23 protein-coding genes and 1 riboswitch are annotated in these 24,686 nt (G+C 72.2%); of the genes, 10 read left to right on the forward strand and 13 right to left on the reverse strand.

All coding sequences use genetic code 11. From position 1 onward, the window contains the following. Positions 1 to 9: 9 nt before the first annotated feature. From pknB to thiO, 4 genes are all read right to left on the reverse strand, one after another. The gene (gene pknB / locus OHO83_RS31820) at positions 10 to 1,956 is read right to left on the reverse strand and encodes a Stk1 family PASTA domain-containing Ser/Thr kinase (RefSeq protein WP_266669674.1); all 1,947 of its coding nucleotides are present in this window, start codon (positions 1,954 to 1,956) and stop codon (positions 10 to 12) included. A gap of 94 nt (positions 1,957 to 2,050) precedes the next feature. Continuing rightward, positions 2,051 to 2,845, reverse strand: a complete 795-nt coding sequence (locus OHO83_RS31825; protein WP_116502554.1) for a thiazole synthase — start codon at positions 2,843 to 2,845, stop codon at positions 2,051 to 2,053. A 4-nt stretch (positions 2,846 to 2,849) separates the two neighbouring features. Beyond that, positions 2,850 to 3,065 carry a sulfur carrier protein ThiS gene (gene thiS / locus OHO83_RS31830; protein ID WP_227294254.1) on the reverse strand — a complete coding sequence of 72 codons (216 nt, stop codon included), beginning with the start codon at positions 3,063 to 3,065 and terminating at the stop codon, positions 2,850 to 2,852. Then, entirely contained in the window at positions 3,062 to 4,246 is a 1,185-nt protein-coding gene (gene thiO, locus OHO83_RS31835) for a glycine oxidase ThiO (protein WP_330280085.1), read from the reverse strand. The genes thiS and thiO overlap by 4 nt, the downstream gene beginning before the upstream one ends. Continuing rightward, a riboswitch (TPP riboswitch) is annotated at positions 4,244 to 4,357 on the reverse strand. Its footprint overlaps the gene before it by 3 nt. Positions 4,358 to 4,417: 60 nt before the next feature. Between thiO and OHO83_RS31840 the strand changes: the two genes are divergently transcribed. The 6 genes from OHO83_RS31840 (at position 4,418) to OHO83_RS31865 (ending at position 9,177) form a co-directional block, all read left to right on the forward strand. Beyond that, positions 4,418 to 4,762, forward strand: coding sequence for a hypothetical protein (locus tag OHO83_RS31840; RefSeq protein WP_266669669.1), 345 nt, complete (start codon positions 4,418 to 4,420; stop codon positions 4,760 to 4,762). A 116-nt stretch (positions 4,763 to 4,878) separates the two neighbouring features. Then, on the forward strand, positions 4,879 to 6,114 hold the full coding sequence (locus tag OHO83_RS31845; RefSeq protein WP_443066068.1) for an NAD(P)/FAD-dependent oxidoreductase: 1,236 nt from the start codon (positions 4,879 to 4,881) through the stop codon (positions 6,112 to 6,114). A gap of 75 nt (positions 6,115 to 6,189) precedes the next feature. Next, positions 6,190 to 6,555: an Rv2175c family DNA-binding protein gene (locus OHO83_RS31850; protein WP_116502558.1), complete on the forward strand. Its 366-nt coding sequence runs from the start codon at positions 6,190 to 6,192 to the stop codon at positions 6,553 to 6,555. A 77-nt stretch (positions 6,556 to 6,632) separates the two neighbouring features. Continuing rightward, positions 6,633 to 7,280 (forward strand): thiamine phosphate synthase, encoded by a 648-nt coding sequence (gene thiE / locus OHO83_RS31855; protein ID WP_227300302.1) that lies wholly within the window; start codon positions 6,633 to 6,635, stop codon positions 7,278 to 7,280. 86 nt (positions 7,281 to 7,366) lie between these two features. After that, a complete protein-coding gene (metF, locus tag OHO83_RS31860; RefSeq protein WP_227294250.1) occupies positions 7,367 to 8,287 on the forward strand; it encodes a methylenetetrahydrofolate reductase [NAD(P)H] in 921 nt (306 codons plus the stop codon). Between the two features lie 47 nt (positions 8,288 to 8,334). Further along, positions 8,335 to 9,177 (forward strand): hypothetical protein, encoded by an 843-nt coding sequence (locus tag OHO83_RS31865; RefSeq protein ID WP_266669665.1) that lies wholly within the window; start codon positions 8,335 to 8,337, stop codon positions 9,175 to 9,177. A 19-nt stretch (positions 9,178 to 9,196) separates the two neighbouring features. Here the strand turns inward: OHO83_RS31865 and OHO83_RS31870 are convergent, their stop codons facing one another. From OHO83_RS31870 to OHO83_RS31890, 5 genes are all read right to left on the reverse strand, one after another. Continuing rightward, on the reverse strand, positions 9,197 to 10,696 hold the full coding sequence (locus tag OHO83_RS31870; RefSeq protein WP_329435573.1) for a phytoene desaturase family protein: 1,500 nt from the start codon (positions 10,694 to 10,696) through the stop codon (positions 9,197 to 9,199). A 58-nt stretch (positions 10,697 to 10,754) separates the two neighbouring features. Continuing rightward, complete coding sequence (locus OHO83_RS31875) at positions 10,755 to 11,369, reverse strand: DUF4126 domain-containing protein (protein ID WP_266669661.1); 615 nt, start codon at positions 11,367 to 11,369, stop codon at positions 10,755 to 10,757. 379 nt (positions 11,370 to 11,748) lie between these two features. Further along, the gene (locus OHO83_RS31880) at positions 11,749 to 12,357 is read right to left on the reverse strand and encodes a TetR/AcrR family transcriptional regulator (protein WP_100592205.1); all 609 of its coding nucleotides are present in this window, start codon (positions 12,355 to 12,357) and stop codon (positions 11,749 to 11,751) included. A 35-nt stretch (positions 12,358 to 12,392) separates the two neighbouring features. Continuing rightward, positions 12,393 to 14,477, reverse strand: coding sequence for a YhgE/Pip domain-containing protein (locus tag OHO83_RS31885; protein ID WP_266669658.1), 2,085 nt, complete (start codon positions 14,475 to 14,477; stop codon positions 12,393 to 12,395). Then, positions 14,449 to 15,306: an ATP-binding cassette domain-containing protein gene (locus OHO83_RS31890; RefSeq protein WP_330280086.1), complete on the reverse strand. Its 858-nt coding sequence runs from the start codon at positions 15,304 to 15,306 to the stop codon at positions 14,449 to 14,451. Before OHO83_RS31890 ends, OHO83_RS31885 begins: the two co-directional genes overlap by 29 nt. 160 nt (positions 15,307 to 15,466) lie before the next feature. On the opposite strand from OHO83_RS31890, the gene OHO83_RS31895 reads away from it, so the two are divergent. The 3 genes from OHO83_RS31895 (at position 15,467) to OHO83_RS31905 (ending at position 17,614) form a co-directional block, all read left to right on the forward strand. Then, positions 15,467 to 16,021 carry an SAV_6107 family HEPN domain-containing protein gene (locus OHO83_RS31895; RefSeq protein ID WP_266669654.1) on the forward strand — a complete coding sequence of 185 codons (555 nt, stop codon included), beginning with the start codon at positions 15,467 to 15,469 and terminating at the stop codon, positions 16,019 to 16,021. A 128-nt stretch (positions 16,022 to 16,149) separates the two neighbouring features. Then, a complete protein-coding gene (locus tag OHO83_RS31900; protein ID WP_266669652.1) occupies positions 16,150 to 16,920 on the forward strand; it encodes a methyltransferase in 771 nt (256 codons plus the stop codon). A 274-nt stretch (positions 16,921 to 17,194) separates the two neighbouring features. Next, positions 17,195 to 17,614, forward strand: coding sequence for a DUF3040 domain-containing protein (locus OHO83_RS31905; RefSeq protein WP_227294242.1), 420 nt, complete (start codon positions 17,195 to 17,197; stop codon positions 17,612 to 17,614). A 206-nt stretch (positions 17,615 to 17,820) separates the two neighbouring features. On the opposite strand, the gene OHO83_RS31910 is transcribed toward OHO83_RS31905, so the two are convergent. The 4 genes from OHO83_RS31910 to OHO83_RS31925 form a co-directional block, all read right to left on the reverse strand. Beyond that, entirely contained in the window at positions 17,821 to 20,238 is a 2,418-nt protein-coding gene (locus OHO83_RS31910; RefSeq protein WP_330280087.1) for a transglutaminase TgpA family protein, read from the reverse strand. A gap of 34 nt (positions 20,239 to 20,272) precedes the next feature. Next, positions 20,273 to 21,622 carry a DUF58 domain-containing protein gene (locus OHO83_RS31915; RefSeq protein WP_266669648.1) on the reverse strand — a complete coding sequence of 450 codons (1,350 nt, stop codon included), beginning with the start codon at positions 21,620 to 21,622 and terminating at the stop codon, positions 20,273 to 20,275. Next, the gene (locus tag OHO83_RS31920; RefSeq protein ID WP_329435578.1) at positions 21,622 to 22,641 is read right to left on the reverse strand and encodes an AAA family ATPase; all 1,020 of its coding nucleotides are present in this window, start codon (positions 22,639 to 22,641) and stop codon (positions 21,622 to 21,624) included. Before OHO83_RS31920 ends, OHO83_RS31915 begins: the two co-directional genes overlap by 1 nt. 218 nt (positions 22,642 to 22,859) lie before the next feature. Then, entirely contained in the window at positions 22,860 to 23,471 is a 612-nt protein-coding gene (locus tag OHO83_RS31925; RefSeq protein WP_266669644.1) for a beta-class carbonic anhydrase, read from the reverse strand. A gap of 255 nt (positions 23,472 to 23,726) precedes the next feature. On the opposite strand from OHO83_RS31925, the gene rsmH reads away from it, so the two are divergent. Continuing rightward, a complete protein-coding gene (gene rsmH, locus OHO83_RS31930) occupies positions 23,727 to 24,686 on the forward strand; it encodes a 16S rRNA (cytosine(1402)-N(4))-methyltransferase RsmH (protein ID WP_266669642.1) in 960 nt (319 codons plus the stop codon).

The raw sequence follows: 24,686 nt of genomic DNA on the forward strand, positions 1-24,686 counted from the left end.
GCCGTCCCGTCAGCGGATCTGGATGGTGATCGTCGACCCCTTCGGGGCCTTGTCACCGCCCTCCGTGGACTGCTTCTTCACGGTGTCGCCGAAAATGCCGAGCAGACCGCGGTCGTCCTCGACGTCGAAGCCGCGGGCCTCGAGCTTCTGGTGTGCGTCGTCGACGCTCATGCCCACGACGTCGGGGACCTCGACCATGACCGGGCCCTTGGAGATCGTCAGGGTGACCGTGTCCCCCTCGCCGAGCCGCTTGCCCTCGACGGGGGACTGCTCCGCGACACTGCCCTTGTCCTCGTCCGAGTACTTCCGCTCCGTGGAGATCTCGGCCTTCAGGCCCACGTCCTGCAGGTCGGCGATGGCGTCCTCCTCGGACTCGCCCGTCACGTCCGGGACGTCCACCACCCTGCCCCTGCTGACCACGAGCGCGATGGCCGAGCCGGCCTTGCGCGTGGTGCCGGACTCCGGGTCCGTGGCGATCACTGCCCCCTTGGGGACGTCCTCGTCGAACTCCTTGGTGACCATGCCGGGCTCCAGGCCCGCGCTCTTCAGCCGGCTCTCGGCCTTGCGGAGCGGCGTGCCCCGGAGGTCGGGGACCTTCACGGTCTCCGGTCCCAGGGACAACGTCAGATCCACCGCCCCGTGGTCCCGGATGCGGGTGCCCGCCTCGGGGTCGCTGGCGATCACGGTGCCGCGCTTCACGGTGTCGCTGTAAGAGCGCCTGACGTGCCCGAGGTCGAGACCGGCCTGGTCCAGACGCTCCCTGGCCTGCGTCTGCGTCTTGGCGAGCAGCGGAGGGACCTTCGTGAACTGGCCCGAGTTGATGTACCAGACGCCCGCGCCGAGGCCGAGGGCGAGCAGTACGGCGGCGACGGCCGCGAGCACACCGCGCCGCGGACGACGCCTCCGGGAAGGGGCGGGCGGCGGGGGCGGCGTCTCGAAGCGGCTTGTTCGGTTGAGCTCCGCCTGCGGGTTCTGGTCGTCGGCGGGCAGCGGGAGCTGTACGCCCCTGGTCCGCAGCGCACGAGGGATCACGCTCGTACGGTCGTCGGAGATGTCACGGTCCCCGAGGTCCTCGGGCCGTGCGGCCGGCGGCACCGCGTCGAGCTGCGCGTCCGTGAGGACGGCCCTGGCCGCCCTCACCTGGGCGAGCAGCGCCACCGCGTCGTACGGCCTGAGGTCGGGCGTGCGCGCGGTCGCCGAGGCGACGAGCGCGTCCAGCTCCGCGGGCAGGCCGGGAACGGACGCGGACGGGGGCGGCACGTCCTCGTTCAGGTGCTGGTAGAGGACCTGCGCGGGGGAGTCGCCGGAGTGCGGCTTGGCGCCCGTGAGTATCTCGTAGAGCACCACCCCGCACGCGTACACGTCGACGCGGGGGTCCGCGGTGCCGGACTCGATCTGCTCGGGGGCGAGGTAGGAGACGGTGCCGAGGACGGAGCCCGTCGTGTTCGTAACGGTGTCCACCGCCCGTACGAGGCCGAAGTCCGCCACCTTCACGCGGCCGTCGTCCCCTATGAGGACGTTCTCCGGCTTCATGTCGCGGTGCACGAATCCCGCGCGGTGCGCGGCGCCGAGCGCGGCGAGGACCGGCTCCAGGATGTCGAGCGCGGCGCGCGGCCGCAGCGCCCCGCGGTCCCTCAGGACGTCCCGCAGGGTGCAGCCCGCGACGTACTCCATCGCCAGATAGACGTACTGGCCGTCCGCGCCCTGGTCGAAGACCCCGACGACATTCGGGTGGGAGAGCCGGGCGACGGACTTGGCCTCGCGGATGAAGCGCTCGACGAACGAGACGTCGGCGGCGAGGGCCGGGTGCATCACCTTGAGCGCGAGCACACGGTCTAGGCGGGTGTCCACGGCCCTGTAGACCGTGGCCATCCCGCCGACCGCGATGCGTGCGTCGACGCGGTACCGGCCGTCGAGCACCTGCCCGACGAGAGGGTCCTGAAGGGTCGTGTCCACGCAGGTGAGTGTACGAGCCGCCGCCGACACCCGGCTCCGCAGTCGTGCGCGAGCGGCCGTACTGCAGCAGAGCTGTAACCGTGCCGTACGGCCCTCAGAACGCGGGCCGCTCCGGGTCGAGCCTGGCCATCCCGGACACGGGCGACGAGGCCTCGGCGAAGTGCCTGCGGGGAATCCGGCCCGCCCGGAACGCCAGCCGCCCCGCCTCGACCGCGTGCCGCATGCCCTCCGCCATCAGGGTCGGCTCCTGCGCGCGGGTGACCGCCGAGGCGAGCATCACACCGGCGCACCCCAGTTCCATCGCGAGCGCCGCGTCCGACGCCGTCCCGGCGCCCGCGTCCAGGATCACCGGCACGCGCGCGTGCTCGGTGATCAGCTGGAAGTTGTGCGGGTTGCGGATGCCGAGCCCGGAGCCGATGGGGGAGCCGAGCGGCATGACCGCCGCGCAGCCCACGTCCTCCAGCTTCCGCGCGAGCACCGGGTCGTCGTTCGTGTACGGCAGCACGGTGAAGCCGTCGTCGACGAGGATCTCCGCCGCGTCCAGGAGCTCGATCGGGTCGGGCAGCAGGGTGCGCTCGTCCGCGATGACCTCCAGCTTGACCAGGTCGGTGCCGAGCGCCTCGCGCGCGAGGCGGGCGGTCAGGACGGCCTCACCGGCGGTGAAACAGCCCGCCGTGTTCGGCAGCACCTGGATCCCCAGCTTCTCCAGCACGGAGAGCACGGAGCCCTGCACGCTCGCGTCCACGCGCCGCATCGCGACGGTCGTCAGCTCCGTGCCGGACGCGACGAGGGAGCGTTCCAGGACGTCGAGGCTGGGCGCCCCGCCCGTGCCCATGATCAGCCGGGACGAGAAGGACGTACCGCCGATGACCAAGGAGTCGTCAGCCATGGGTTCAGCCTCCCTGGACCGCGGTGAGGACCTCGACGCGGTCCCCGTCCGTGAGTGCGGTGACGGCCCACTGGGTGCGCGGGACGACGGTTTCGTTGAGTGCGGCGGCGACACCGGACGGCGCGCTGGTCAGTGCGGAGACGAGGGCGTCGAGCGTGGTGCCCGGGGCGACCTGGCGGCCCTCGCCGTTCACGGATACGTGGGTGACGGACACGGTCATACGGACTGCTCCACGGAGACGGGTGCGGGGACGGCGGCGAAGCGCCGCGGGGTGAAGGGGCGGGCCACTTCGGGGAGCTCGCCGGTGGCGAGCACGTGGGCCATGGAGTCGCCGGTGACCGGCGTGAGCAGCACGCCGTTGCGGTAGTGGCCGGTGGCGAGCAGCAGGCCCGGCAGTGCGCTAGGGCCGAGGATCGGGGCGTTGTCGGGGGAGCAGGGGCGCAGGCCCGCGCGGGTCTCCGTGAGCGGCAGCTCGGTGATGCCCGGCACCAGCTCGTGGGCGTCGCGCAGCAGCTCGTACACACCGCCGGCGGTGACCGTCGTGTCCCAGCCGAGCTCCTCGCTGGTGGCCCCGACGACGAGCTCGCCGTTGACCCGGGGCACCAGGTAGAGGTTGCCGCCGCGCACGACGGCGCGCACGGTGCGGCTCAGGAACGGCGCGTACACCTTCGGCACGGTCAGGCGCAGCACCTGCCCCTTCACCGGGCGCACCGGCGGCAGCACGTCGTCAGGGACCCCGGCGAGCCTGCCGCTGAGACTGCCGCCGGCGAGGACGACCTGGTCCGCTTCGAGCCCGGTGCCGTCGGCGAGGACCACGCCGCGCGCACCCTCGCGGACGACCGTCAGCCGCTCGGCCCACTGCCGGTGGAAGCGCACCCCGGCCAGCTCGCAGGCCGCGACAAGGGCCTTCGCGAGGCGTCTCGGGTCGATCTGGTGGTCACCGTCGACACGCAGGCCGCCCCGCACGGACGGGGCCAGCATCGGTTCGAGGCGCCGGCACTCACGGCCCGACAGCCACTCCGAGTCCAGGCCCGACTTGCGCTGCAGGGCGTGCAGTTCCCGAAGGTGCGCTCGGTCGTCCGAGTCGAGCGCGACGGCGAGCGTGCCGCACGCGCGGTAGCCGAGGTCGAGCCCGGTGGCCTCGGAGAGCTCGGCCGCGAACGCCGGATAGCGGCGCGCGGACTCCACGTTGAGGCCGAGGAGGGTCTGTTCGGCCTCTCCGTAGTGCAGTTCGGTGACGGCGGCCAGCATCCCGGCCGCCACCTGAGCGGCCCCGCCGCCCGGTTCGGGGTCCACGACAGCGGTGCGCAGCCCGCGCTGCGCGGCCCGCCACGCGGTGACGAGACCGATGATCCCGCCGCCCACGACCAGGACGTCGGAGCCTTCTGAAGTACGCGACATGGGCGTCCAGCCCCTCCCTTCGCCGGCATGACCCGGATCAGGTTCGTACGGTCGGAGGCCGTCCCAGCCTCCCTCTCAGCCCGGTACGTCCGGGCTCCCGCGAGTGCTTTACGGTGGTCACCCTAACCCCCTGAACCACTGCCCCGACGCCCAGTAAGGGAGCCCACCCGCATGGCCCGCTCGCTCGACGGACTCGTCCTCGCCCCGGTCGCCGACCAGGCTCCAGGTCAGGTGGGTACGCGGACCCGGTTCACGTACCACGAGGAGGACGGCCGGATCTGGGCCGAGTACGCGGGCGGGGACGTGGTGCGCGGCCACCTCGTGGGCACCCGCGAGGGCGACCGGGTCGACTTCAGGTACGTACAGCTGAAGACGGACGCGACGACCTCCTCCGGGCACTGTGTCTCGCTCGTCGTGGACCTTCCCGACGGGCGGGTGCGGCTGGACGAGACGTGGGAGTGGGAGTCGCAGGCGGGCAGCGGCACGAGCGTCGTCGAAGAGGTCCCCGGCGCCTGACGGCGCGGACGCGGGCGGCTGCACCGGTCAAACCGGCGGCCGGTGTGGAAGACGTCACGGGACCGGAGTGACGCGGCCCGCTGACTGACTGAACGTCAGGTGCATATGGTGATCCGGTGAGCGAGCAGACCCAGAACCAGGCACCGGTGCCCCAGGCAGGGCGGCACGTCGTCATCGTCGGCGCCGGGATGGCGGGGGTCCAGACCGCCGTGGCCCTGCGCGAACAGGGCTTCACCGGCGCCGTCACGCTGATCGGCGCCGAACCCCACCAGCCGTACGACCGGCCCCCGCTGTCCAAGGCCGTCCTCCTCGGCAAGGCCGAGGGTTCCGCCTTCGACGTCGACTTCGAAGCACTCGACATCACGCTCGAACTGGGCCGCGAGGTCACCGGCGTACGCCCCGCCGAGCACACCCTCGACACCGCCACCGGACCCGCCCCCTACGACGTCCTCGTCCTCGCGACCGGCGCCGAACCCGTCAGGCTGCCCGGCACGGAGGCCATCCCCGGTGTCCATCTGCTGCGCACGCTCGACGACGCCGAACGCCTGCGCCCCGTCCTCGCCGCGCAGCGCGACATCGTCGTCGTGGGCGCGGGCTGGATCGGCGCCGAGTTCGCCACCGCGGCCCGTGAGGCGGGATGCGCGGTCACCGTCGTCGAGGCGGCCGAGCGGCCGCTCGCCGGGGCGCTGCCCGAGGAGGTCGCCGCCCCCATGGCCGCCTGGTACGCGGACGCCGGGGCGGAACTGCGCACCCACGCGCGCGTGGAGCACATCGAACCCGGTGCCGTCCTCCTCGACGACGGCACCCGGGTGCCCGCCGGAGCGGTGGTCGTCGGCATCGGGGCCCGCCCCGCCACCGGCTGGCTCACCGGCTCCGGCATCACCCTCGGCGTCCACCGCGAGGTCGTGGCGGACGACGGCCTGCGCACCTCCGAGCCCGATGTGTACGCAGTCGGTGACTGCTCGTCCTTCCCTTCCGGCCGGTACGGCGAGCGCCTGATGGTCCACCACTGGGACAACGCCCTCCAGGGCCCCCGCACGGTCGCCGCCAACATCATCGGCGAGACCCCGGCGACGTACGACCCCGTGCCGTACTTCTGGTCGGAGCAGTTCGGCCGCTTCGTGCAGTACGCCGGACATCACGCGGCCGCCGACACCACCGTGTGGCGCGGCGACCCGCAGGGCGCGTCCTGGAGCGTGTGCTGGCTGCGCGAGAGCCGTCTCGTCGGCGTCCTCGCCGTGGGCCGCCCGCGCGACCTGGCACAGGGGCGCAAGCTCATCGAGTCGGGCGTCCCGCTGGACCCGCAGGTCATCAGCGATCCGGCCCGTCCCCTGAAGGCCGCCGTCTTGTAACCGCCCCCCGCGCGGGCGGGGGCCTTTTGCGCGGTCGCGTTTCCCACTGTCAGTCCGGGATGGCAGGCTTGTCCTGTGACCGAGATTGACGCAAAGATCGATGCTCTCGTCCCCGAGTGGCTCACCCTTCCCGACATCGCCGAGCAGTTCGGCGTGGAGGTGACGCGTGTGCGGCAGCTGGTGAAGGAAGGCCAGGTGATCGCCGTACGCCGCGGTGAGAACAGGGCGCTGCACGTGCCCGCCGCCTTCATCGACGGCGACAAGGTCGTCAAGGGCCTCACCGGGACGCTGACCCTGCTCAGGGACGACGGCTTCAACGACGAAGAGATGCTCGAATGGCTCTTCACCCCCGACCCGACCCTGCCGGGCACCCCCGCGCAGGCGCTGAGCGAGAATCGTGGCACGGAGGTGAAGCGCCGCGCCCAGGCGCTCGCCGTCTGACCTGACAACCGTCCGGCGCGCGGGCCGCGCTCACCGCGGCCCGCGCGCCACCGACCACGGGGGACTCACCCATGGCCATGGCCGCCACACAGCGCGCCCAGCTCGCCGACGCCCGGCTGTACCTGTGCACGGACGCCCGCAAGCGCCAGGGCGACCTCCCCGAGTTCCTCGACGCCGTCCTGGCGAACGGCGTGGACATCGTGCAGCTGCGCGACAAGGGCATGGAGGCGGGCGAGGAGCTGGAGCACCTGGCCGTCCTCGCCGACGCCGCCGCGCGCCACGGCAAGCTGTTCGCGGTCAACGACCGGGCGGACGTCGCCCACGCCGCCGGCGCCGACGTCCTGCACCTGGGCCAGGGCGACCTGCCGGTCGCGGCCGCCCGCGCCATCCTCGGCGAGGACGTCCTGATCGGCCGCTCCACGCACGCCGACACGGAGGCCGCCGCGGCCGCCGTCCAGGACGGCGTGGACTACTTCTGCACCGGCCCCTGCTGGCCGACCCCCACCAAGCCCGGCCGGTACGCGCCCGGCCTCGACCTGGTGCGCTACACGGCCTCGCTCGGCACGGACCGCCCCTGGTTCGCGATCGGCGGCATCGACGCGGGGAACCTGGACGAGGTGCTCGAAGCCGGTGCCCGCCGCGTCGTCGTCGTCCGTGCCATCACCGAGGCGGACGACCCGGGCGCGGCCGCGGCGGACTTCGCGAAGCGGCTGCGTACGGCCTGACCCGCCCGGACGCGCTCGGCCAAGACGTGTGTCCGCAGGGTGGACGGGGATTAGGGAGAGGGCGCTCCCGTGGCTAACCTGCCCATATGGCCCTTGGCACCGCTTCCACCAGGACTGATCGCGCACGCACCGTGCGCGACATGCTCGCGACCGGCAAGACGACCTTCTCGTTCGAGTTCTCGGCGCCGAAGACCCCGAAGGGTGAGCGGAACCTCTGGAACGCGCTGCGACGGGTCGAGGCCGTCGCGCCCGACTTCGTCTCCGTGACGTACGGGGCCGGCGGTTCCACCCGCGCCGGCACGGTCCGCGAGACGGAGCAGATCGTCGCCGACACGACCCTGACCCCGGTCGCCCACCTCACGGCCGTCGACCACTCCGTGGCACAGCTGCGCAACATCATCGGCCAGTACGCGGACGCCGGCATCAGGAACATCCTCGCCGTGCGGGGAGACCCGCCCGGCGACCCCATGGCCGACTGGGTCGCGCACCCCGAGGGCCTGACCTACGCCGCCGAACTGGTCCGGCTCATCAAGGAGTCGGGCGACTTCTGCGTCGGCGTCGCGGCGTTCCCCGCGATGCACCCGCGCTCCGAGGACTGGGACTCCGACGTGCGCCACTTCGTGGACAAGTGCCGGGCGGGCGCGGACTACGCGATCACTCAGATGTTCTTCTACCCGGAGGAATACCTGCGGCTGCGCGACCGGGTCGCGGCGGCGGGTTGTGACACCCCCGTCATCCCGGAGATCATGCCGGTCACGAGCGTGCGCATGCTGGAGCGGCTGCCGCAGCTGAGCAACGCCACGTTCCCGCCCGCCCTGAAAGAGCGCATCCTCACAGCCAAAGACGATCCGGCGGCTGTACGCTCCATTGGCATCGAGTTCGCGACGGAGTTCTGCGCGAAGCTGCTGGACGAGGGCGTTCCGGGTCTGCACTTCATCACGCTCAACAACTCCACGGCGACACTGGAGATCTACGAGAATCTGGGCCTGCACGACCAGCAGGCCTGACCCGGCCGTATTCCACCAGGGGCGGCGGCCGTACGAGAGGGGCGTACATGGGCTGGACGGTCCTCTACATCGCGTTCGGAATCGTCGCGTTGTGGCTGCTCGGTGAGGTACTGCTCCAGTACAAGGCGCGGCTGCGTTACCGGCTGCTCGCCTTCGTCGGGTTCGTGGGCGTCGTCCTCGGTGTGCTGATCCCGTCGGTGATCGTCATCGGGATCGGCGCCATCACGTTCGCCGTCGGCCAGACGTACGTGACGCTGTCGTTCCGCAGGGGCTTCTCCACGGGCTGGGCGCTCGGCGGGAACCCCGGCGCGAGCAAGCGGCGCAAGATCAAGGAGCCGGTCCACCAGGACCCGACCCTCGAGGTCTCCGACCTGGAGTACGAGTCCGACGCCCCGGACGCCCCCGACGCCCCGGAACCCGAGTCCGCGGCCGAGGCGACGTCGGTCTACGCGCCGCAGCCGATGCCCGACGACACCGGCCAGTACGGCGTCTACACCCCGGCCGCCGCACAGGCGGACTCCGCGGCGCAGGGGTACGCGTACGACGCGTACGCGGGCTACGACCAGCAGCAGTACGGCTACGACAACGGCCAGCAGCAGTACGCCGCCTACTCCGACCCGTACATCGGGACGCAGACCTACCCGGCGCAGCCCCAGTACGACGACGCGTACGGCACGGGACAGCAGTACGGCGATCCGTACGCGGCGGGCGGCTACGGCATGGAGACGCCGCCCGGCGGGGTCTGGGTGCCCCAGCAGCGCACCGGCGACGACCAGCACCAGCAGTACGGCGGCGAACTGCCCCCGGAGCAGCCCTACCCGTACGAGCAGAACGGCCAGGGCGGTTACGACGGCGGCTCCGGCTACAACGAGCAGCAGTACCGCTACTGAGCCCGGCGGGCGCCGCCCGTCACTGCGAGCCGCGGAAGTCCGGGCCCTCCACGATCAGCCCGGCCGCCAGCGCGCCCGACATCCCCGCGTGCGGCAGCCCGCCGCCCGGGTGCGACCAGCCGCCGACGGCGAACAGGCCCGGAACGAGTGTGCTGTTCGCCGGGTGCAGGAGCCGGCCGGAGGCCGCCGCCAGGGCCGGTGCGGGCACCGAACCGCCGTCCGCGCCCGTCGCGTCGGCGACGTCCGACGGCGTGCGGACCTCGTGCCACAGCAGACGGTCGCGCAGTCCTGGGACCGCCCGCCCGGCTGCCTCGACGACCCGCTCCACGTCCGCGTCCGTCACGCGCGCGCCGCGCGCCACCGTGACCACCAGGGTCACCGCCTCATGGTCCGGGTCCGGCACCACCGAGGCGTCGTCGGGACGAAGCACCGTGACCGTGGGCCGCTCCGCCACCGCCGTGCCTCCGCCGAACAGTGACGCCAGTTCGGCTTCCCGGTCCGCGGCATGCACGACCGTCCGGTGCGGGGTGTCCCCGGGACGCGCGCCGCGCAGCGCCAGAAACACCGTCAGTCTGCTCGGCAGCGCCGACTGCGGCGCCACCGAGTCCTCGGCCCTGAGCGCCCGCCCCGGCAGCAGCGCGTCGAGGACGCCGGGCGCCACACCGGCGACCACGAAGTCGGCCTCCATGACCCGGCCTTCGGCCAGCTCCACGCCCGCCGCCCGGCCGTCCTTCTCCACGATCCGCGCCACCGGCGCGTCGAACTCGAACGCGACCTTCCGCTGAAGGCAGCGCTCGTACACGGCCCGCGCCAGCTCCCGCATCCCGCCGCGCACGGCCCAGGTGCCGAAGGTCTGCTCCATGTACGGCAGCACGGCCGCGCTCGCCGGGGCCGTCCGCGGATCGAGGCCGGAGGCGAGCGCGTACTGCTCGAGGAGCGCGACGAGCCGCGGATCCCCGCTCAGCTCCAGGGCGGCGACCTCGGAGAGCGTCGTCGCCGACAGGTCCTTGCGCAGCATCCGGCGGCGCACCACCGCGGGGTACGGCTCGCGGTCCGCGAGGATCCGCCAGTTCGGCCACAGGGGCTCTTCGAGGAGCGGGCGCCGGGTGCGGTCCCAGGCCTCACGCGCCCGGTTCATGAACGCCGACCAGTGCGCGCCCGAGCCCTCGCCGAGCGACGCGTCCAGGGCGTCGGCGATGCCCGCGCGCCGCGCGTTCGGCAGGTCCACCGCCGTGCCGTCCGCGAAGACATGCCGCACGGCGGGCTCCACCTGGGTCAGCTCGACCGCGTCCTCCAGCGGTTGCTTGCCCGTCTTGATGAACAAGTCCCTGTAGACCGCGGGGAGTTGGAGCAGCCCCGGGCCCGTGTCGAACGAGAAGCCGTCCCGGGCGAAGCCGCCGAGCGCCCCGCCGTACGTCGACGTGCGCTCGTACACCGCCACCCGGTGGCCTGCCACGGCCAGCCGGGAAGCGGCCGCCATCGCGCCCATCCCGGCGCCGATCACCGCAATCCGTGCCATGACGGCGACTTTATCCGCCCCCGCCGACCCCCCGCCGACAGCCCGGCCGGGCTGCGGATCAGCCCGGCGGCGCCCCGGTCCGGTGGGCGATGCGCCTCTCCTCGCGCCGCTGCGCCCGGCGCCGCAGGAAGCGCCGGATCCGCGAGATCAGGAAGTACAGCATGAGCAGCCCGAGGAGGAGCAGGACGGCGGCGATGATCGCGGCCGCTTCAGGATGGAATATGGCGAACGTGATGATTCCGGCGACCCCGAGGTCCTCGGCGGAGCTCACGGCGAAGTTGCTGAAGGGCTCGGGCGAGGTGTTGATCGCCATCCGGGTCCCGGCCTTCACGGCGTGGCTGGCCAGCGCCGTCGACCCGCCGACCGCGCCCGCGGCCAGGTCGGACAGCGACCCGCTCTGGCCCGCGAGCAGGGCGCCGACGACGGCGCCCGACACCGGCCGGATCACCGTGTGCGCGGTGTCCCAGACCGAGTCCACGTAGGGGATCTTGTCGGCGACGGCCTCGCACAGGAACAGCACGCCGGCGGCGATGAGCACGTCGGTGCGCTGGAGCGACTCGGGAACGTCGTCGGTCAGCCCGGTCGCGCCGAAGACACCGAGGAGGAGAACCACCGCGTACGCGTTGATCCCGCTCGCCCAGCCGCTGGTGAAGACCAGGGGGAGTACGGACACGGACGAGATCGTATCCAGTCGCGAAGTCCACGTGCTGGGCCTGAGCACCCAGGCCTGAGTATCCGTACCTAGTGCATGAGATGAGTAGCTGCGCGGATGGGGTCCGACCTGCGCGGACGGGAGAGTGGAGACACGGAAGGGGGCGCGGCGCCGGTACCGCCGACACGGGGCGGCGGAACAGCGCTTCGCCCCCTTGGCCGCACCTCCCGCCACAGCGGGGGGCGAGGCACGGGGGCCCGCACGACCGGCGGGCCCGCGTGGGGACACGGGGGAACACGGGGACACGGGGGACGCGCCGGTCCGGTGAGGCCTGAGAGTTCGGGCCACGCCGGACCGGCGCTCTGTCGTCTCCGCCGTCTTCGCCCCCGTCCGGGGGCGGTCAGCGTCCGCCGGTCACGCGCCCCTGGAGCAGCCGTGACAGCGCCGCGTGGACGTCGTCCAGGGAGCGCTCCGGCTGGAAGGCCTGCCAGTCGAGGGCGGCCACGAGGACCATGCCGACCAGCGCGGCCGCCGTCAGCGGAATGTCGATCTCCTCGCTCAGCTCACCGCCCTCGACCGCGTCCCGCAGCACGTCCTCCACGACGGCGACGGCCTCCTGCCGGACCACCGCGAGCGTGGACTGCCAGGCGCGGTTCGTGCGCCACAGCTCGGCCACGTACAGCTGGGTGAAGGCCGGATAGCGGTCGATGAAGACGAGGCCGGCCCGGATCATCGCGTCGAGGGCGTCGATCTTGCTGCCGCCGCTCGCGGCCGTCTTCTCCGACGCCTCCCGCAGGGAGGCGGTGAGAAGCCCGACCCCGTGCCGGAGAAGCTCCTCGAAGAGGACCGACTTGCTGGCGAAGTTGTAGTAGACCGTGCCTTTCGCGACCCCGGCGCGCTCGGCGATCTCGTCGACCGTGGTGGCCGAGAAACCCTGTTCCGCGATGAGCGTGACCGCGGCCTCGTACAGCTTCTGCCGGGTGGCCTGGCGCCGTGTGCTGCTTTCCATGCCCCTGATTCTCACAGGCGGCGATGTGGGCGCGCTCACAGGCTGAGTTCGGGGTGCAGCCGGTCGAGTGTCCACACCTGCTTGCCGCGGGCGCTGAGCGCGGTCAGGGCCAGCGCGCCGGCCGTGAACGCGGCGAGCACGGCACACGCCTGCCACACGGGTCCGAGGCCACCGCCCGAGATCAGTCTCCGCAGCGCCTCGACGACATAGGTCATCGGCAGGAAGGGGTGGATCGCGTTGAAGAAGCCGGGGCTCGTCTGCACGGGATACGTGCCGCCCGCCGACGTCAACTGGAGCATCAGGAAGGCGAGTACGAGGATCCGCCCCGCCGCTCCGAAGCGGGCGTTCAGCCACTGCACGATCGCGGCGAAGCACGCCGTGACGAGGAACAGAAAGCCGACCGTTCCGGCCGCCCTGACCATCTGGAGCCCCAGCGCCCAGTGCAGCACCGACATCAGGGCGGCCACCTGGAGCACCCCGAGCGCGGCCACGGGAAGCCAGCCCGCCAGCGCGATCCGCCAGGCGGAGGCGCCCGCGGCGAGTGCGCGCCGGTTGAGCGGCTGGATCAGCATGTAGGCCACCATCGCGCCGACCCACAGGGACAGCGGGATGAAGTACGGGGCGAATCCGGTGCCGTAGTTGGGCGCCTTGTGCAGGGACTGCGAGGCGAGCTGGACCGGGTCGGACATGACACCGGTGCGCCGGTCGCGGTCGTTCTTGTCGTAGTCGGGGATCTGCTTCACCCCGTCGTGCAGCCCGCCGGCCAGCTCTCCGGAGCCGTCGGCCAGCTTGAACATGCCGCCGTTGAGATCGCTCGCGCCCGTCTTCAGCTTGCCGACGCCCGTGTCGAGGTCCGCCGAGCCCGTCCTCGCCGTGCCGAGCCCGGTGTGCAGCTGCTTGGCGCCCCTGGCGACCTGACCCGCGCCCTTGTTGAGCGCGTTGATCTTCGAGACGGCGGTGGCCACGTCCTGGTCGAGCGTCGGGGCGTGCTTGGCCAGCGCCTCGGACTGCCGCTGGAGCGTGGCGAGATGGCGGTCGAGGGTGTCCAGGTCGCCGTGGTCGTCCTCGATCAGGACGTTCAGGTCGTCGGCGACCTTCGCCACGTCGGCCGCGGCCACCTTGGCCTTCTTCAGGTCGGGGCAGGCCGGGTCGGGCAGCGGCAGCGTCTCGCAGCGCGCCGTGTAGACCCCGTCCAGGACGTCGGATCCCGCGTGCGCGCCCTTGGCGGCCGTCGGCGCCGTCTTCACCAGGACGTCGAGGTTGTGCCGGATGCCCTTCGCCGAGTCGGCGACGAGCCGGGCGGTGTCGCCGATCGCCTTCTTGTTGTCCTTCAGGAACGGCCGCACCTGCCCGGCGACGCCGTTGACCTTGTCGGCGAGGAGCTGGGTGCCGTCGGAGACCTGCTTCGAGCCGGACTCCAGATCCCCCGCGCCCTTGTTCAGCTTCTTGATCCCGCCGGCCAGGTCGCCGCTGCCCTTCTTGGCGTCCTTCAGACCGTCCGCCAGGTCCTTGGACCCCTTCTTCGCCTTGCCGATACCGCCCTTGAGCCGGTCGGCACCCTTGGCGGCCTTCTTGGTCGCGTCGTGGATGTCGGAGAAGGAGATGAAGATCCGGTCGAGGAAGGAGCGTGACGCGTTGGTGGACGCCGCCGAACGCACCTCGGAGAACACCGTCCGCGAGATCTGCCCGACGATGTAGTTGTTGGCGTCGTTCGTCCGCACCTGAAGGGCGCCGGTCTCCGGGGTGTCCCCGGAACTGGACGCGATGCGCGCGCTGAAGTCCTCGGGCATCGTCAGGGACAGGTAGTACGTCCCGTCCTCGACGCCCTTGCGGGCCTGCGCCGCACTCACCTCGTGCCACTCGAAGGTCTTGCTGTCGTGCAGCCCCTCGGTGATGTCGTCGCCCGCCACGATCTTCTGACCCGCGGCCCGCGCCCCCTTGTCGTCGTTGACGAGCGCGACGGGAATCTTGTCGAGACGCCCGTACGGGTCCCAGAAGGACCACAGGTACAGGGCGCCGTACAGCAGGGGCAGCAACAGGAGCGCGGCGAGCGCGGCGCGCGGCAGCTTCCCCCTGCCGAAGCGCCTGAGCTCAAGCGCGGCCAGCCTCGGCGAGCGCATCCGCCGTCTCCTTCTTGTTCTTGTTCTCGTTCTTGACGGTCTCGTCCTGCGTGGCCTTCTCGGCGTTCGCAGCGTTCGCAGCGTTCGCAGCGTTCTCGGCCTTCTCGGCCTTCGCGGTGCTCTCGGCCTTCTCGGCGGGGGCCGTCGATACGACGACCGCGTCCTTCGGCGCCTCGCTGCACACCGCCACGACCGTCGTGCCGGACTCGGCGACGGACCTCAACAGGTCCCAGACCTCCGCCCGTTCGGCGTCCGAGAGCTTCAGGTCGGTGTCGTCGACGCCGAGCAGCCGCGGCCGCCCGATCAGAGCGAGAGCCACGGACAGCCGGAGCGCCTCGATCCGCTCCAGGTCGCGCACGGCGGTACGAGTGCCCTTAGGCAGGGACTCCCGGTCGAGCCCCGCGGCGGCCAGGGCGGTGTCGATCCGCAGCCGCGATGCGGCCGCCCGTTCGGCCCGGGGCCGCAGCAGTGCCCGCAGCGAACCGTCGAACCGCCGCTGGAGCAGCGCCCGTTCGCGCAGATGCTCCTCGACCGTCAGCGCGGGATCGAGGTCGGTGACCCCGGGCACATGGGCGAGAGCGCTGACACGGCGGACGGCGGACAACTGCTTCGGCAGCCGGAAGGGGCCGACGGACGCGGCGCCCTCGGTGGGCCGCATGCGTCCGGTGAGGGCGAGCAGCAGGCAGGTGCGGCCCGACCCGGACGGCCCCTCGACGGCGACGAGCGCCCCGGGCTCCGCGTCGATGTCCACCCCGCGGAACGCCCAGCCGCGCGGGCCCCTGAGCCCGAACCCCTCGGCGCTGACGGTGACCGCGTTCGGACCGTCCATGGTCGGGCCCCCCATTTTTTTGAACTGACTGGTCAGTGCAAAAGTTAGCCCGAACTGTCGCTCGAAGCAAAGACGCAGGTCAGGGCCGATTGTCAGTGGCGTACTCCACGATGGGCACATACGGCCACTGAGCCGTCACACAGACGACAGGAGGTTCGTCATGGCTGGACATTCAGCAGCAGCCGCACGCCGGCCCCGCGCCACCGGCCCTGCACCCTCGCTGACCGGACCCGCCGCCGACGTCCACCCCGTACTCCGCCGGGCGACAGCCCCTCCCGCCGCACTCGACCTGCTCGCCCAGGCGCGCACGGGACTCGACGAGGCGGCCCTCCTCGAGACGCCCAACGAGCGGTACGCCACGGCCCACCTCGCCGCCCTGCGCACCGCGGCCGCCGTACTCGCCGCCCGCGGCCGCCCCGAACCCACGCCCCGACGCCGTGCCCGGATACGGAGCGCCTGGGAAGTGCTCCCCGAGATCGCACCCGAACTGACCGAGTGGAGCGCGCTGTTCGCCTCCGGCGCCACCCGCAGGGCGCGCGCCGAAGCGGGCATCCAGGGGGCCGCCGGCACCCGCGACGCGGACGACCTGCTCCGCGATGTCGCTGTGTTCTTGCGCATCGTCGAGAGGTTGCTCCTGCTCCAGCCCTTGCTGCCCCAGCCCAGGGTGCAGGACGAGGCTCCGGAGGCAGGCCGGGAGGTGCCCGACGTGGGGTGACCGGACAGCTCTCACGAGGCAATAGGGTGGAGGCGCCCGAACCCTCCACCCATCGCCGTGCCGGTGAGGGAGGAACCCCCATCGCTCCGCAGCCCATGAGCCGGAGCCGCGCCGAGGAGTCACCTGTCGTGTCGGACCCGATGCGCCCCCGCGCTTCTCTCCGTACCGCCGTGGTCTGGGACGTTCTCAAGGACGCCCTCGACCGTCGCGTCAAGGCCACGGGGCGCGAGTCGCTCGACGTGCTCGACACCGGCGGCGGTAGCGGTAACTTCGCGGTGCCCGTGGCAGGCCTCGGCCACCGCGTCACCGTCGTCGACCCCAGCCCGAACGCGCTCTTCGCGCTCGAGCGTCGCGCGGCCGAGGCCGGCGTGGCCGACCGAGTGCGCGGGGTGCAGGGCGACGTCTCCGGTCTCTTCGACGTGGTCGAGCGCGACGGATACGACGCGGTCCTGTGCCACGGCGTCCTGGAGTACGTCGACGACCCGGCCGAGGGCGTACGCAACGCGGTGGGCGCCCTGCGCTCCTCCGGCGTCCTCAGCCTGCTCGCCGCGGGACTCGGCGGTGCCGTGCTCGCCCGCGCGCTCGCCGGGCACTTCAAGGAGGCCAGGCAGGCCCTCGGCGACCCGGCGGGCCGCTGGGGCGACGGCGACCCCGTGCCGCGCCGCTTCAGCGCCGAACAGCTCACCCAGCTCGTCGGATCCGCGGGCGTCGAGGTCGGCGCGGTGCACGGTGTACGGGTCTTCGCCGACCTCGTGCCGGGCGTTCTCGTGGACACCGAACCGGGCGCCCTCCAGGAGCTCCTCAAGCTGGAGGCCGCGGCCGCCGAGCTGCCCGCCTTCCACTCCGTCGCCACGCAGCTGCACGTCCTCGGCGAGAAGCAGGGGACCCCGGAGGTCTGAGTGCCCCGGGTGACGCGCCGCTGATCAGGGGCGCAGCGGCGGATGGAGTACGCCACAGGCCCCCCGCTTCCGCGCCGGGCGCCGTATGATCGAGGGAGACGGTCCGGCATGACGGGACGGCCGCCGGGGCATTAACGCCTCAGCGAGCCGGAGCGGCATGGTGGTCCTGGTTGGCGAAGTTGGCGTAGAGGGGCGGGTTTCACGGGGGCGATTCCCTGCCTATCCTGAAGGGGACCCCCGGTCGCCCCGGCGACTGCACGATGAGGAGGACTCCGTGCCGCTCTCGGAGCACGAGCAGCGAATGCTCGAGCAGATGGAGCGAGCGCTGTACGCCGAAGATCCCAAGTTCGCGACAGCGCTTGAGGGAAGCGGGCTGCGTACGTACACCCGACGTCGGGTCTACCAGGCAGTCGCCGGATTCCTGGTGGGTATCGCGCTCCTCATGGCCGGAATGGTCGCAAAGCAGATCTGGATCAGCGTGGTGGGGTTCCTCGTCATGCTGGGCTGCGCGGTCCTTGCCATGACCGCATGGCGCAAAGCGCCCAAGCCCGGTGAACAGCCGGCTGCCGGAGCAGCGCCAGGAGCGCCGCCGACCGCACGGCGACAGGGCAAGAAGCATCGGTCGATGATGGACCGGATCGAGAAGCGCTGGCAGCGGCGCCGAGACGAACAGGGCGGCCAGGGCGGCCGCTGAGTCCCCACCGGACCAGGTCCTCAAAGGATCAGAAGTCCTCCAGGGAACAGATGTGGCTGAGGGGTGACCACTCACGAGTGGTCACCCCTCAGGCGTATCCGCGTGCCGGTGTATCAATGGGCCGGGGTGTGCACGGGCCGGCTTGACCGCGCGGCCGGCGTGTCCGCTTGCGCGCGAGGGGCGCCGTCCCGCAGCTCTCCTGGCTGTCAGCCCTCCTGGCCGGAAGGCCGCCGAGGCCGCCGCAGAAGCGTCGACGTCCGGGCCGTCCAGCGGGAGCCGAGCTCCTCCCGGCGCTGCGAAAGGCTCCACGCCACTCGAACAGCCGAGCGCGGTACGAGCGTCGCCCGCAGCCGGGCCGAGCGACTCGCCTTGGCGCGCAGGCCCTGTTCGAAGCGGCGCACATCGTCCCCGAGACCCGCCGTCGGCTGCGGCCTCGGCGCGTAGAGCACCTGCTCCACCGCCGCCGCCACCCGATGCACGGAGTCCGCGGCGACCTGATCGAGCTCTCCGACGCGGACGATCCGCGCCGCCGCCTTCCGCGGCGTCTGTGACTCGTCCGGTGCGATGCCGTGGTCCCACGCCGTGTCGGTCACTTCCAGCCACGCCGCGAGGGTGCGGGCCGCCGCGTCCCCCTCCGTGCGGCCGGACGAGCCGAGCCGCACGGCCCGAACCCGCCGCCGCCACAGCATCGGCAGCAGCGGCACGAGCACCACCGACAGCACGCCCAGCGTGACGAGGGCGATCGTGCCGAAGGGCGGGCCGTCGCCGCCGGACGCACCGATCACCGCGGGCGCCGTGTTCGAGCAGCCTTCCAGCTTTCGCTGGGCCGCCGGGCAGTTGTCCGACGCGGAAGGCTGCCCGGCCGACGGCTGGGACGAGGCGGCCTCGCTGGGCGCCGCCGGGTTGCTCGGGTCGCCCGCCGGGGTGTCGTCACGGGTGTACTCGGGCGTCGTGCCGCGGTTCGGCGTCGGCTCGAAGCGCGTCCAGCCCACGCCCTCGAAATACAGCTCCGGCCACGCGTGCGCGTCCCGCAGACCGACCGACATCCGGCCGTCCGCCTGCGGAGAGCCCGGCGTGAAGCCCACCGCCACCCGCGCCGGGATCCCCAGCGTCCTGGCCATCGCGGCCATCGAGAAGGAGAAGTGGACGCAGAAACCCTCCTTGTCCTTCAGAAAACGGGCGATGGCCGAGGAGCCGCTGCCGGCCTGGACCTCCGTGTTGTACGTGAAGCCGCCGCTCACGGCGAAGTAGTCCTGGAGTTTCACGGCCCGCTGGTAGTCGTTCGCCGCGCCCTCGGTGACCCGCAGCGCCGTCTTCTCGACGATCGCCGGCAGCGACGACGGCACCTTGGTGAACTCACGCCGCAGCTCGCTCGGCGCCGCGGGAGCGTTCGCCAGCTGCTCCGCCGTCGGCTGGACGATCAGGCTCTCGACGCCGTACTTCTTGCCGCGCGTGGTCTGGTTGTGGTCGCCGACGAGCGTCCGGCCCACCGGCTCGTACCGCCAGCGTCCCGAGATGTCGACCTTCGTCGCCGGGTAGGGGAGCGGCAGCCAGTCCTGGGCGTACCAGCCGGCCGCCGCGATGTTCGTGCGGATCTCCGTCCGGCGGACGTCCGCGCCGAGGCCGCGGGGGCTCGGGAACGGCGAGGGCACATCGATGATGCTGCGCTTGGCGGGCCGCCAGGTCGTCCCGTCGAACTCGTCGAGGGAGACGATCCGCAGATAGAGGTCCTGGGTGTCCTTCGAGTTCGTGCGGTACGACATCACCTCCCGGTCCTCGGGCTGGTTCAGGCTGTTCTGGAGGGAGACCAGGGGGTTCACGGCGGAGATGGTGCCGCCGCCCCCGGAGCCCACGCCCGCGCCCGTACCCGCCGGGCCGAGCAGCCCGCCGTCGAGCGCGGGCAGGACGACCGGCACCACCAGGGCGACGCCGAGCGCGACCGCGCCGATGCGGCGGCCCGTGCGGATCGGGGCCACGGCATCGGCCGTGCTCTCGGCAGCGCCGCCCGCGCGGCCCGGTGAGCGGGCCGTACCGCCGAAGACGCGCCCCCACTGCGAGAGCCGGTCCCGTCCCTCGGCGAGGAGCAGCATCAGATAGCCGCCGGCGGCGAGCAGGAACCACAGCCAGTCGGCGGAGCCGTGGGAGAGGCCCGCGGCGACCGAGTACAGGGCGAGCAGCGGCAGCCCGGCGGGCGCCGCGCTGCGGAACGTCACCGCGAGCGCGTCCACCGCGAGGCCGATCACCAGGACGCCGCCCACCAGCATCAGCCGGATCCCGTCGGACAGCGGCGCGGGGATCGCGAACCGCCCCACGTCGTCGCCGCCCGCCTGGAGCAGCTCCCCGAAGTGACGGAACGCCTCCGGGCCCGGCAGCACCCCGCCGATCGCCTGCGCGTGCGCGAACAACAGGGTGAGCAGCATCAGCGTCACGAGCGCCTGCACGGCCACCGTGAGCGGCCGCGCGAGAGGCACGCGCCGGGTCAGAGCCCCCACTCCGGCCTGGACGACCAGCAGGAACGCGGCCTGGAAGATCCAGGTCGCCAGATCGACCAGCGGCAGCAGGGCACACGCCGCCATGAAAGTGGCCGCCGTCGCACACAGCGTCAGCCGAGCGCCTCCACTCATGACCGCGCCTTTCCCCCGCTGACATCACGCATGATCAAGAACCCCACCCCGTCACCGCCGGTCCGTTCTCCGCGCCGGTGGACGCCCGGTGCCGGTCGGCCTCGCGCCACAGGTCGACCAGGGAGGTGCCGGGCGGGACCGCGAGGGCCGACCAGCCCGCCTCGCGCAGCATCCGCAGCCGCTCCTCGCAGCGCTCCGAAGGGGCGCCGCGCGTCCAGGCCCCGCTGTCGAGCACGAAGGCGACGGCGCCGCCGCTGCGCTGCCGCATCCTGGCGGCGACCGCGGTCTGCTCCTCGTCGAGATCGCCGAAGAAGGCCACCAGCAGCCCCTCGTTCCCCCCGCGCAGCACGTCGTACGCGCGCGAGAGCCCCGAGCCGTCCGAGTGGTCGACGACGGCGAGCGTGTCCATCATCAGTCCGGCCGCGTCCGCAGACTCCTGGCTCGCGCCGGCGAACCCGTCGGACCCCTCGCCCGGCACCGAATTGCCCGTATCGGTCAACAGGCGTACGGAGAAGCCCCGTTCGAGCATGTGGAACAGCGTCGACGCCGTGCCCGACACCGCCCACTCGAAGGCCGAGTCGGGGCCCGCGCCCTGGAAGGCGAGGCGCCGGGTGTCGAGGAGCACCGTGCAGCGGGCCCGCTGCGGCTGCTCCTCGCGGCGCACCATCAGCTCGCCGTAGCGCGCGGTCGAGCGCCAGTGCACGCGGCGCAGGTCGTCCCCGTACCGGTATCCGCGCGGGATCACGTCGTCCTCGCCGGCCAGGGCCAGCGAGCGGTTCCGCCCGTCGCCGTACCCCTTGGCCTCGCCGGTCAGCCGCACGGCGGGCAGTGGCTCCACGCGCGGGATGACCGTGAGGGTGTCGTACGTGGAGAAGGACCGGGACAGCTCGCACAGGCCGAACGGGTCCGTCAGGCGCAGCTGGAGCGGGCCGAGCGGATAGCGGCCCCGCAGGTCCGAGCGCACGCGGTACGACACCTCGCGGCGGCCGCCCGCCTCCACCCGGTCCAGGACGAAGCGGGGGCGCGGCCCGAGCACGTACGGCACCCGGTCCTGGAGCATCAGCAGGCCCGTGGGCAGCCGCGAGACGTTGTCCATGCGGAGATGGACGCGGGCCTCGCTGCCCGCGGGCACGCGCGCGGGGGACAGCCGCCGGCTGCCCGCGACCCGGTAGCGCGTGCGGTGGAGCACGAACGCGCAGACCAGCGGCAGCACGGCGAGCAGCAGCCCGACCCGGAGCAGATCGCTCTGCCCCAGGACGTACGCGCAGATCGCCGCCGCCACCCCGGCGGCCAGGAACGAACGTCCGCGGGTGGTCAGCCCCGAGAGCGCGACCCGAAGGCCGCCCTTGTCGTCGTCACCCCCGAAGCCTCCCCCCTCGGCCATCACAGCCTCCGGGCGCCGGGCGGCTGCTGGCCGTATAGCGAAGACCCGTGGCCCGGGGCGGCCGGGACCGACGTGTGCTGGAGGATCTCCAGGACGACCTGCTCGGACGTGCGCCGGTTCAACTGGGCCTGAGCCGTGGGCAGCAGGCGGTGCGCGAGGACCTGCACGGCGAGCGCCTGCACGTCGTCGGGCAGCGCGTACTCACGCCCGCTCAGTGCCGCGGATGCCTTCGCCGCCCGCAGCAGATGCAGCGTGGCGCGCGGCGAGGCGCCGAGTCTGAGGTCGGGGTGGCTGCGAGTGGCGGCGACCAGATCGACCGCGTACCGCCGGACCGAGTCGGCCACGTGGACCGAGCGGACGGCGTCGACGAGCTTCACGATGTCGTGCGCGTGCGCCACCGGCTGGAGGTCGTCCAGAGGAGAGGCGCCGCCGTGGATGTCGAGCATCTGCAGCTCGGCCTCCGGGCTCGGGTAGCCGATCGACACCCTCGCCATGAAGCGGTCGCGCTGCGCCTCGGGCAGCGGGTACGTGCCCTCCATCTCGACCGGGTTCTGCGTGGCCACCACCATGAAAGGGCTGGGCAGCTCGTACGTCTGCCCGTCGATGGTGACCTGGCGCTCCTCCATGGACTCGAGGAGCGCCGACTGAGTCTTCGGGGACGCGCGGTTGATCTCGTCGCCGATCACGATCTGCGCGAAGATCGCGCCCGGCTTGAACTCGAAGTCCCGGCGCTGCTGGTCCCAGATGGAGACACCGGTGATGTCCGACGGCAGCAGGTCGGGCGTGAACTGGATGCGACGCACCGAGCAGTCGATGGACTTGGCGAGCGCCTTCGCCAGCATGGTCTTGCCGACGCCCGGTACATCCTCGATGAGCAGGTGCCCCTCGGCCAGGAGCACCGTCAGCGAAAGCCGTACGACCTCCGGCTTGCCCTCGATCACACCCTCCACCGACCTGCGGACTCGCTCCACAGTGGTGGTCAGATCAGTGAGGCTCGCTCGATCGTCATAGGTCGTCACCCGGCCCTCCTCGGCCCGTACTTTCCGGGCCGACGCTCTTGGCTGCGGACCGGCCCACCCCGAAACACGGACACCACGCGCGAGCAGTTCCGTCATCTCGCGCGAGGTGCCTCACCGCATTCTTGTTGCCGTTACCGGTTCGTGTCACTCGACTGTGGATAACTGGCAGCGATATGTCGGGGCTTACGACCTTTTGAGAGCATGGTCGAGTCCGTGGGTCAGGCGGGCCGGATCTCCCGCAGCCGGCCCGACTTCACGTCGAAGACAAAGCCGCGTACGTCGTCGGTGTGCAGCAGGAAGGGCGAGGTGCGCACCTTCTGGATGGACTGGCGCACGTCCTGGTCTACATCGCGGAACCCCTCGACGGCCCAGGTCGGGCGCTGGCCGACCTCCATCTCCAGGTCGTGCCGGAAGTCCTCGGAGAGGCCTTCCAGGCCGCAGCCCGAGTGGTGGATCAGCACCACGCTGCGGGTGCCGAGCGCCCGCTGGCTGATGGTCAGCGAGCGGATGACGTCGTCGGTGACGACGCCGCCCGCATTGCGGATGGTGTGGCAGTCGCCCAGCTCGAGGCCGAGGGCGGCGTGCAGGTCGAGCCGCGCGTCCATGCAGGCCACCACGGCCACCTGCAGAACGGGACGGGCGTCCATACCCGGGTCGGTGAACGCCTTGGCGTAGCGCTGGTTCGCCTCGACGAGGCGATCGGTCACGGTGCCGTCGGCAGGTATGGCGCTTTCGGACTCAGCAGGGAGGGATGCGGAAGTCGTCATAGCTATGACGGTAATGGTCACTCCTGGGACAGGCCCGCTGTGAGAGTGGACAAAGAACGCCATCGGGGCTTGTTGTGAGGTAACCCACAGGGGCGGCTCCGGCTCGCCCGTACGGGTGAATTCTGCTGATCGGTGGCATCGCGAGGAGGCGGCGCGCGGCGCGCAGGCCGGTTGATTGACCGGGCGACACGGTGGACTAAAGTGACGCGGAAACCCCAGGAAACACCGAAGATCCCGGCACTTCACCGGACTCTTCACCACGTGCGCGACGGGCACCCCGGCGGTGTGTGGGCGCCGCGCCGGAACTGAGAGGGCCCCTTGAGCCAGACCCGACATGTCCCGGTGATGCTCCAGCGCTGCCTGGACCTGTTGGCCCCGGCCCTCGCCGAACCGGGCGCGGTCGTCGTCGACTGCACGCTCGGCCTCGGCGGACACAGCGAAGCCCTTCTCTCCACGTTCCCCTCCTGCCGCCTCGTCGGTCTCGACCGCGACAAGGAGGCCCTGCGCCTGTCCGGTGAGCGCCTCGCCCCGTTCGGCGACCGCGCCACCCTCGTGCACGCCGTCTACGACGAGCTTCCCGAGGTCCTCGACCGGCTCGGCATCCCGCGCGTGCAGGGCGTCCTCTTCGACCTGGGCGTCTCCTCCATGCAGCTCGACGAGGCCGACCGCGGCTTCGCCTACGCGCAGGACGCGCCGCTCGACATGCGCATGGACCAGACGACCGGAATGAGCGCCGCCGAGGTCCTCAACACGTACCCCCCGGGCGAACTGGTGCGGATCCTGCGCGCGTACGGCGAGGAGAAGCAGGCCAAGCGGATCGTCTCGGCGGTCGTGCGTGAGCGCGAGAAGGAGCCGTTCAGCAACAGCGCCCGGCTCGTGGAGCTGATCCGCGACGCGCTGCCGCAGGCCGCCAAGCGCACCGGCGGCAACCCCGCCAAGCGCACCTTCCAGGCTCTGCGCATCGAGGTGAACGGCGAGCTCAGCGTCCTGGAGCGGGCCATTCCGGCCGCCGTGCAGGCACTCGCGGTCGGCGGACGCATCGCCGTCCTGTCGTACCACTCGCTGGAGGACCGTCTCGTGAAGCAGGTGTTCGCGGCCGGCGCCGCGAACACCGCGCCGCCCGGGCTCCCGGTCGTCCCCGAGCGCTACCAGCCACGGCTCAAGCTGCTCACACGCGGCGCCGAACTCCCCACGGAGGAAGAGGTCGCCGAGAACCGCCGGGCGGCCCCGGCGCGGCTGCGGGGTGCGCAGCGCATCCGCGAGGAGGTCGCCGGGTGA

Origin of the sequence: Streptomyces sp. NBC_00569 (assembly GCF_036345255.1) — a bacterium.
Classification (GTDB): domain Bacteria; phylum Actinomycetota; class Actinomycetes; order Streptomycetales; family Streptomycetaceae; genus Streptomyces.

Coding starts and splice junctions, on each gene's coding strand:
- OHO83_RS31915 (WP_266669648.1), bottom strand. CDS start 21,622: ATGGCCGAGGGGGGAGGCTTCGGGGGTGACGACGACAAGGGCGGCCTT.
- thiE (WP_227300302.1), top strand. CDS start 6,633: ATGGCCGCCACACAGCGCGCCCAGCTCGCCGACGCCCGGCTGTACCTG.
- OHO83_RS31880 (WP_100592205.1), bottom strand. CDS start 12,357: ATGGAAAGCAGCACACGGCGCCAGGCCACCCGGCAGAAGCTGTACGAG.
- OHO83_RS31890 (WP_330280086.1), bottom strand. CDS start 15,306: ATGGACGGTCCGAACGCGGTCACCGTCAGCGCCGAGGGGTTCGGGCTC.
- metF (WP_227294250.1), top strand. CDS start 7,367: ATGGCCCTTGGCACCGCTTCCACCAGGACTGATCGCGCACGCACCGTG.
- OHO83_RS31925 (WP_266669644.1), bottom strand. CDS start 23,471: ATGGCGTTCTTTGTCCACTCTCACAGCGGGCCTGTCCCAGGAGTGACC.
- OHO83_RS31840 (WP_266669669.1), top strand. CDS start 4,418: ATGGCCCGCTCGCTCGACGGACTCGTCCTCGCCCCGGTCGCCGACCAG.
- thiS (WP_227294254.1), bottom strand. CDS start 3,065: ATGACCGTGTCCGTCACCCACGTATCCGTGAACGGCGAGGGCCGCCAG.
- OHO83_RS31895 (WP_266669654.1), top strand. CDS start 15,467: ATGGCTGGACATTCAGCAGCAGCCGCACGCCGGCCCCGCGCCACCGGC.
- thiO (WP_330280085.1), bottom strand. CDS start 4,246: ATGTCGCGTACTTCAGAAGGCTCCGACGTCCTGGTCGTGGGCGGCGGG.
- OHO83_RS31825 (WP_116502554.1), bottom strand. CDS start 2,845: ATGGCTGACGACTCCTTGGTCATCGGCGGTACGTCCTTCTCGTCCCGG.
- OHO83_RS31870 (WP_329435573.1), bottom strand. CDS start 10,696: ATGGCACGGATTGCGGTGATCGGCGCCGGGATGGGCGCGATGGCGGCC.
- OHO83_RS31885 (WP_266669658.1), bottom strand. CDS start 14,477: ATGCGCTCGCCGAGGCTGGCCGCGCTTGAGCTCAGGCGCTTCGGCAGG.
- OHO83_RS31910 (WP_330280087.1), bottom strand. CDS start 20,238: ATGAGTGGAGGCGCTCGGCTGACGCTGTGTGCGACGGCGGCCACTTTC.
- OHO83_RS31865 (WP_266669665.1), top strand. CDS start 8,335: ATGGGCTGGACGGTCCTCTACATCGCGTTCGGAATCGTCGCGTTGTGG.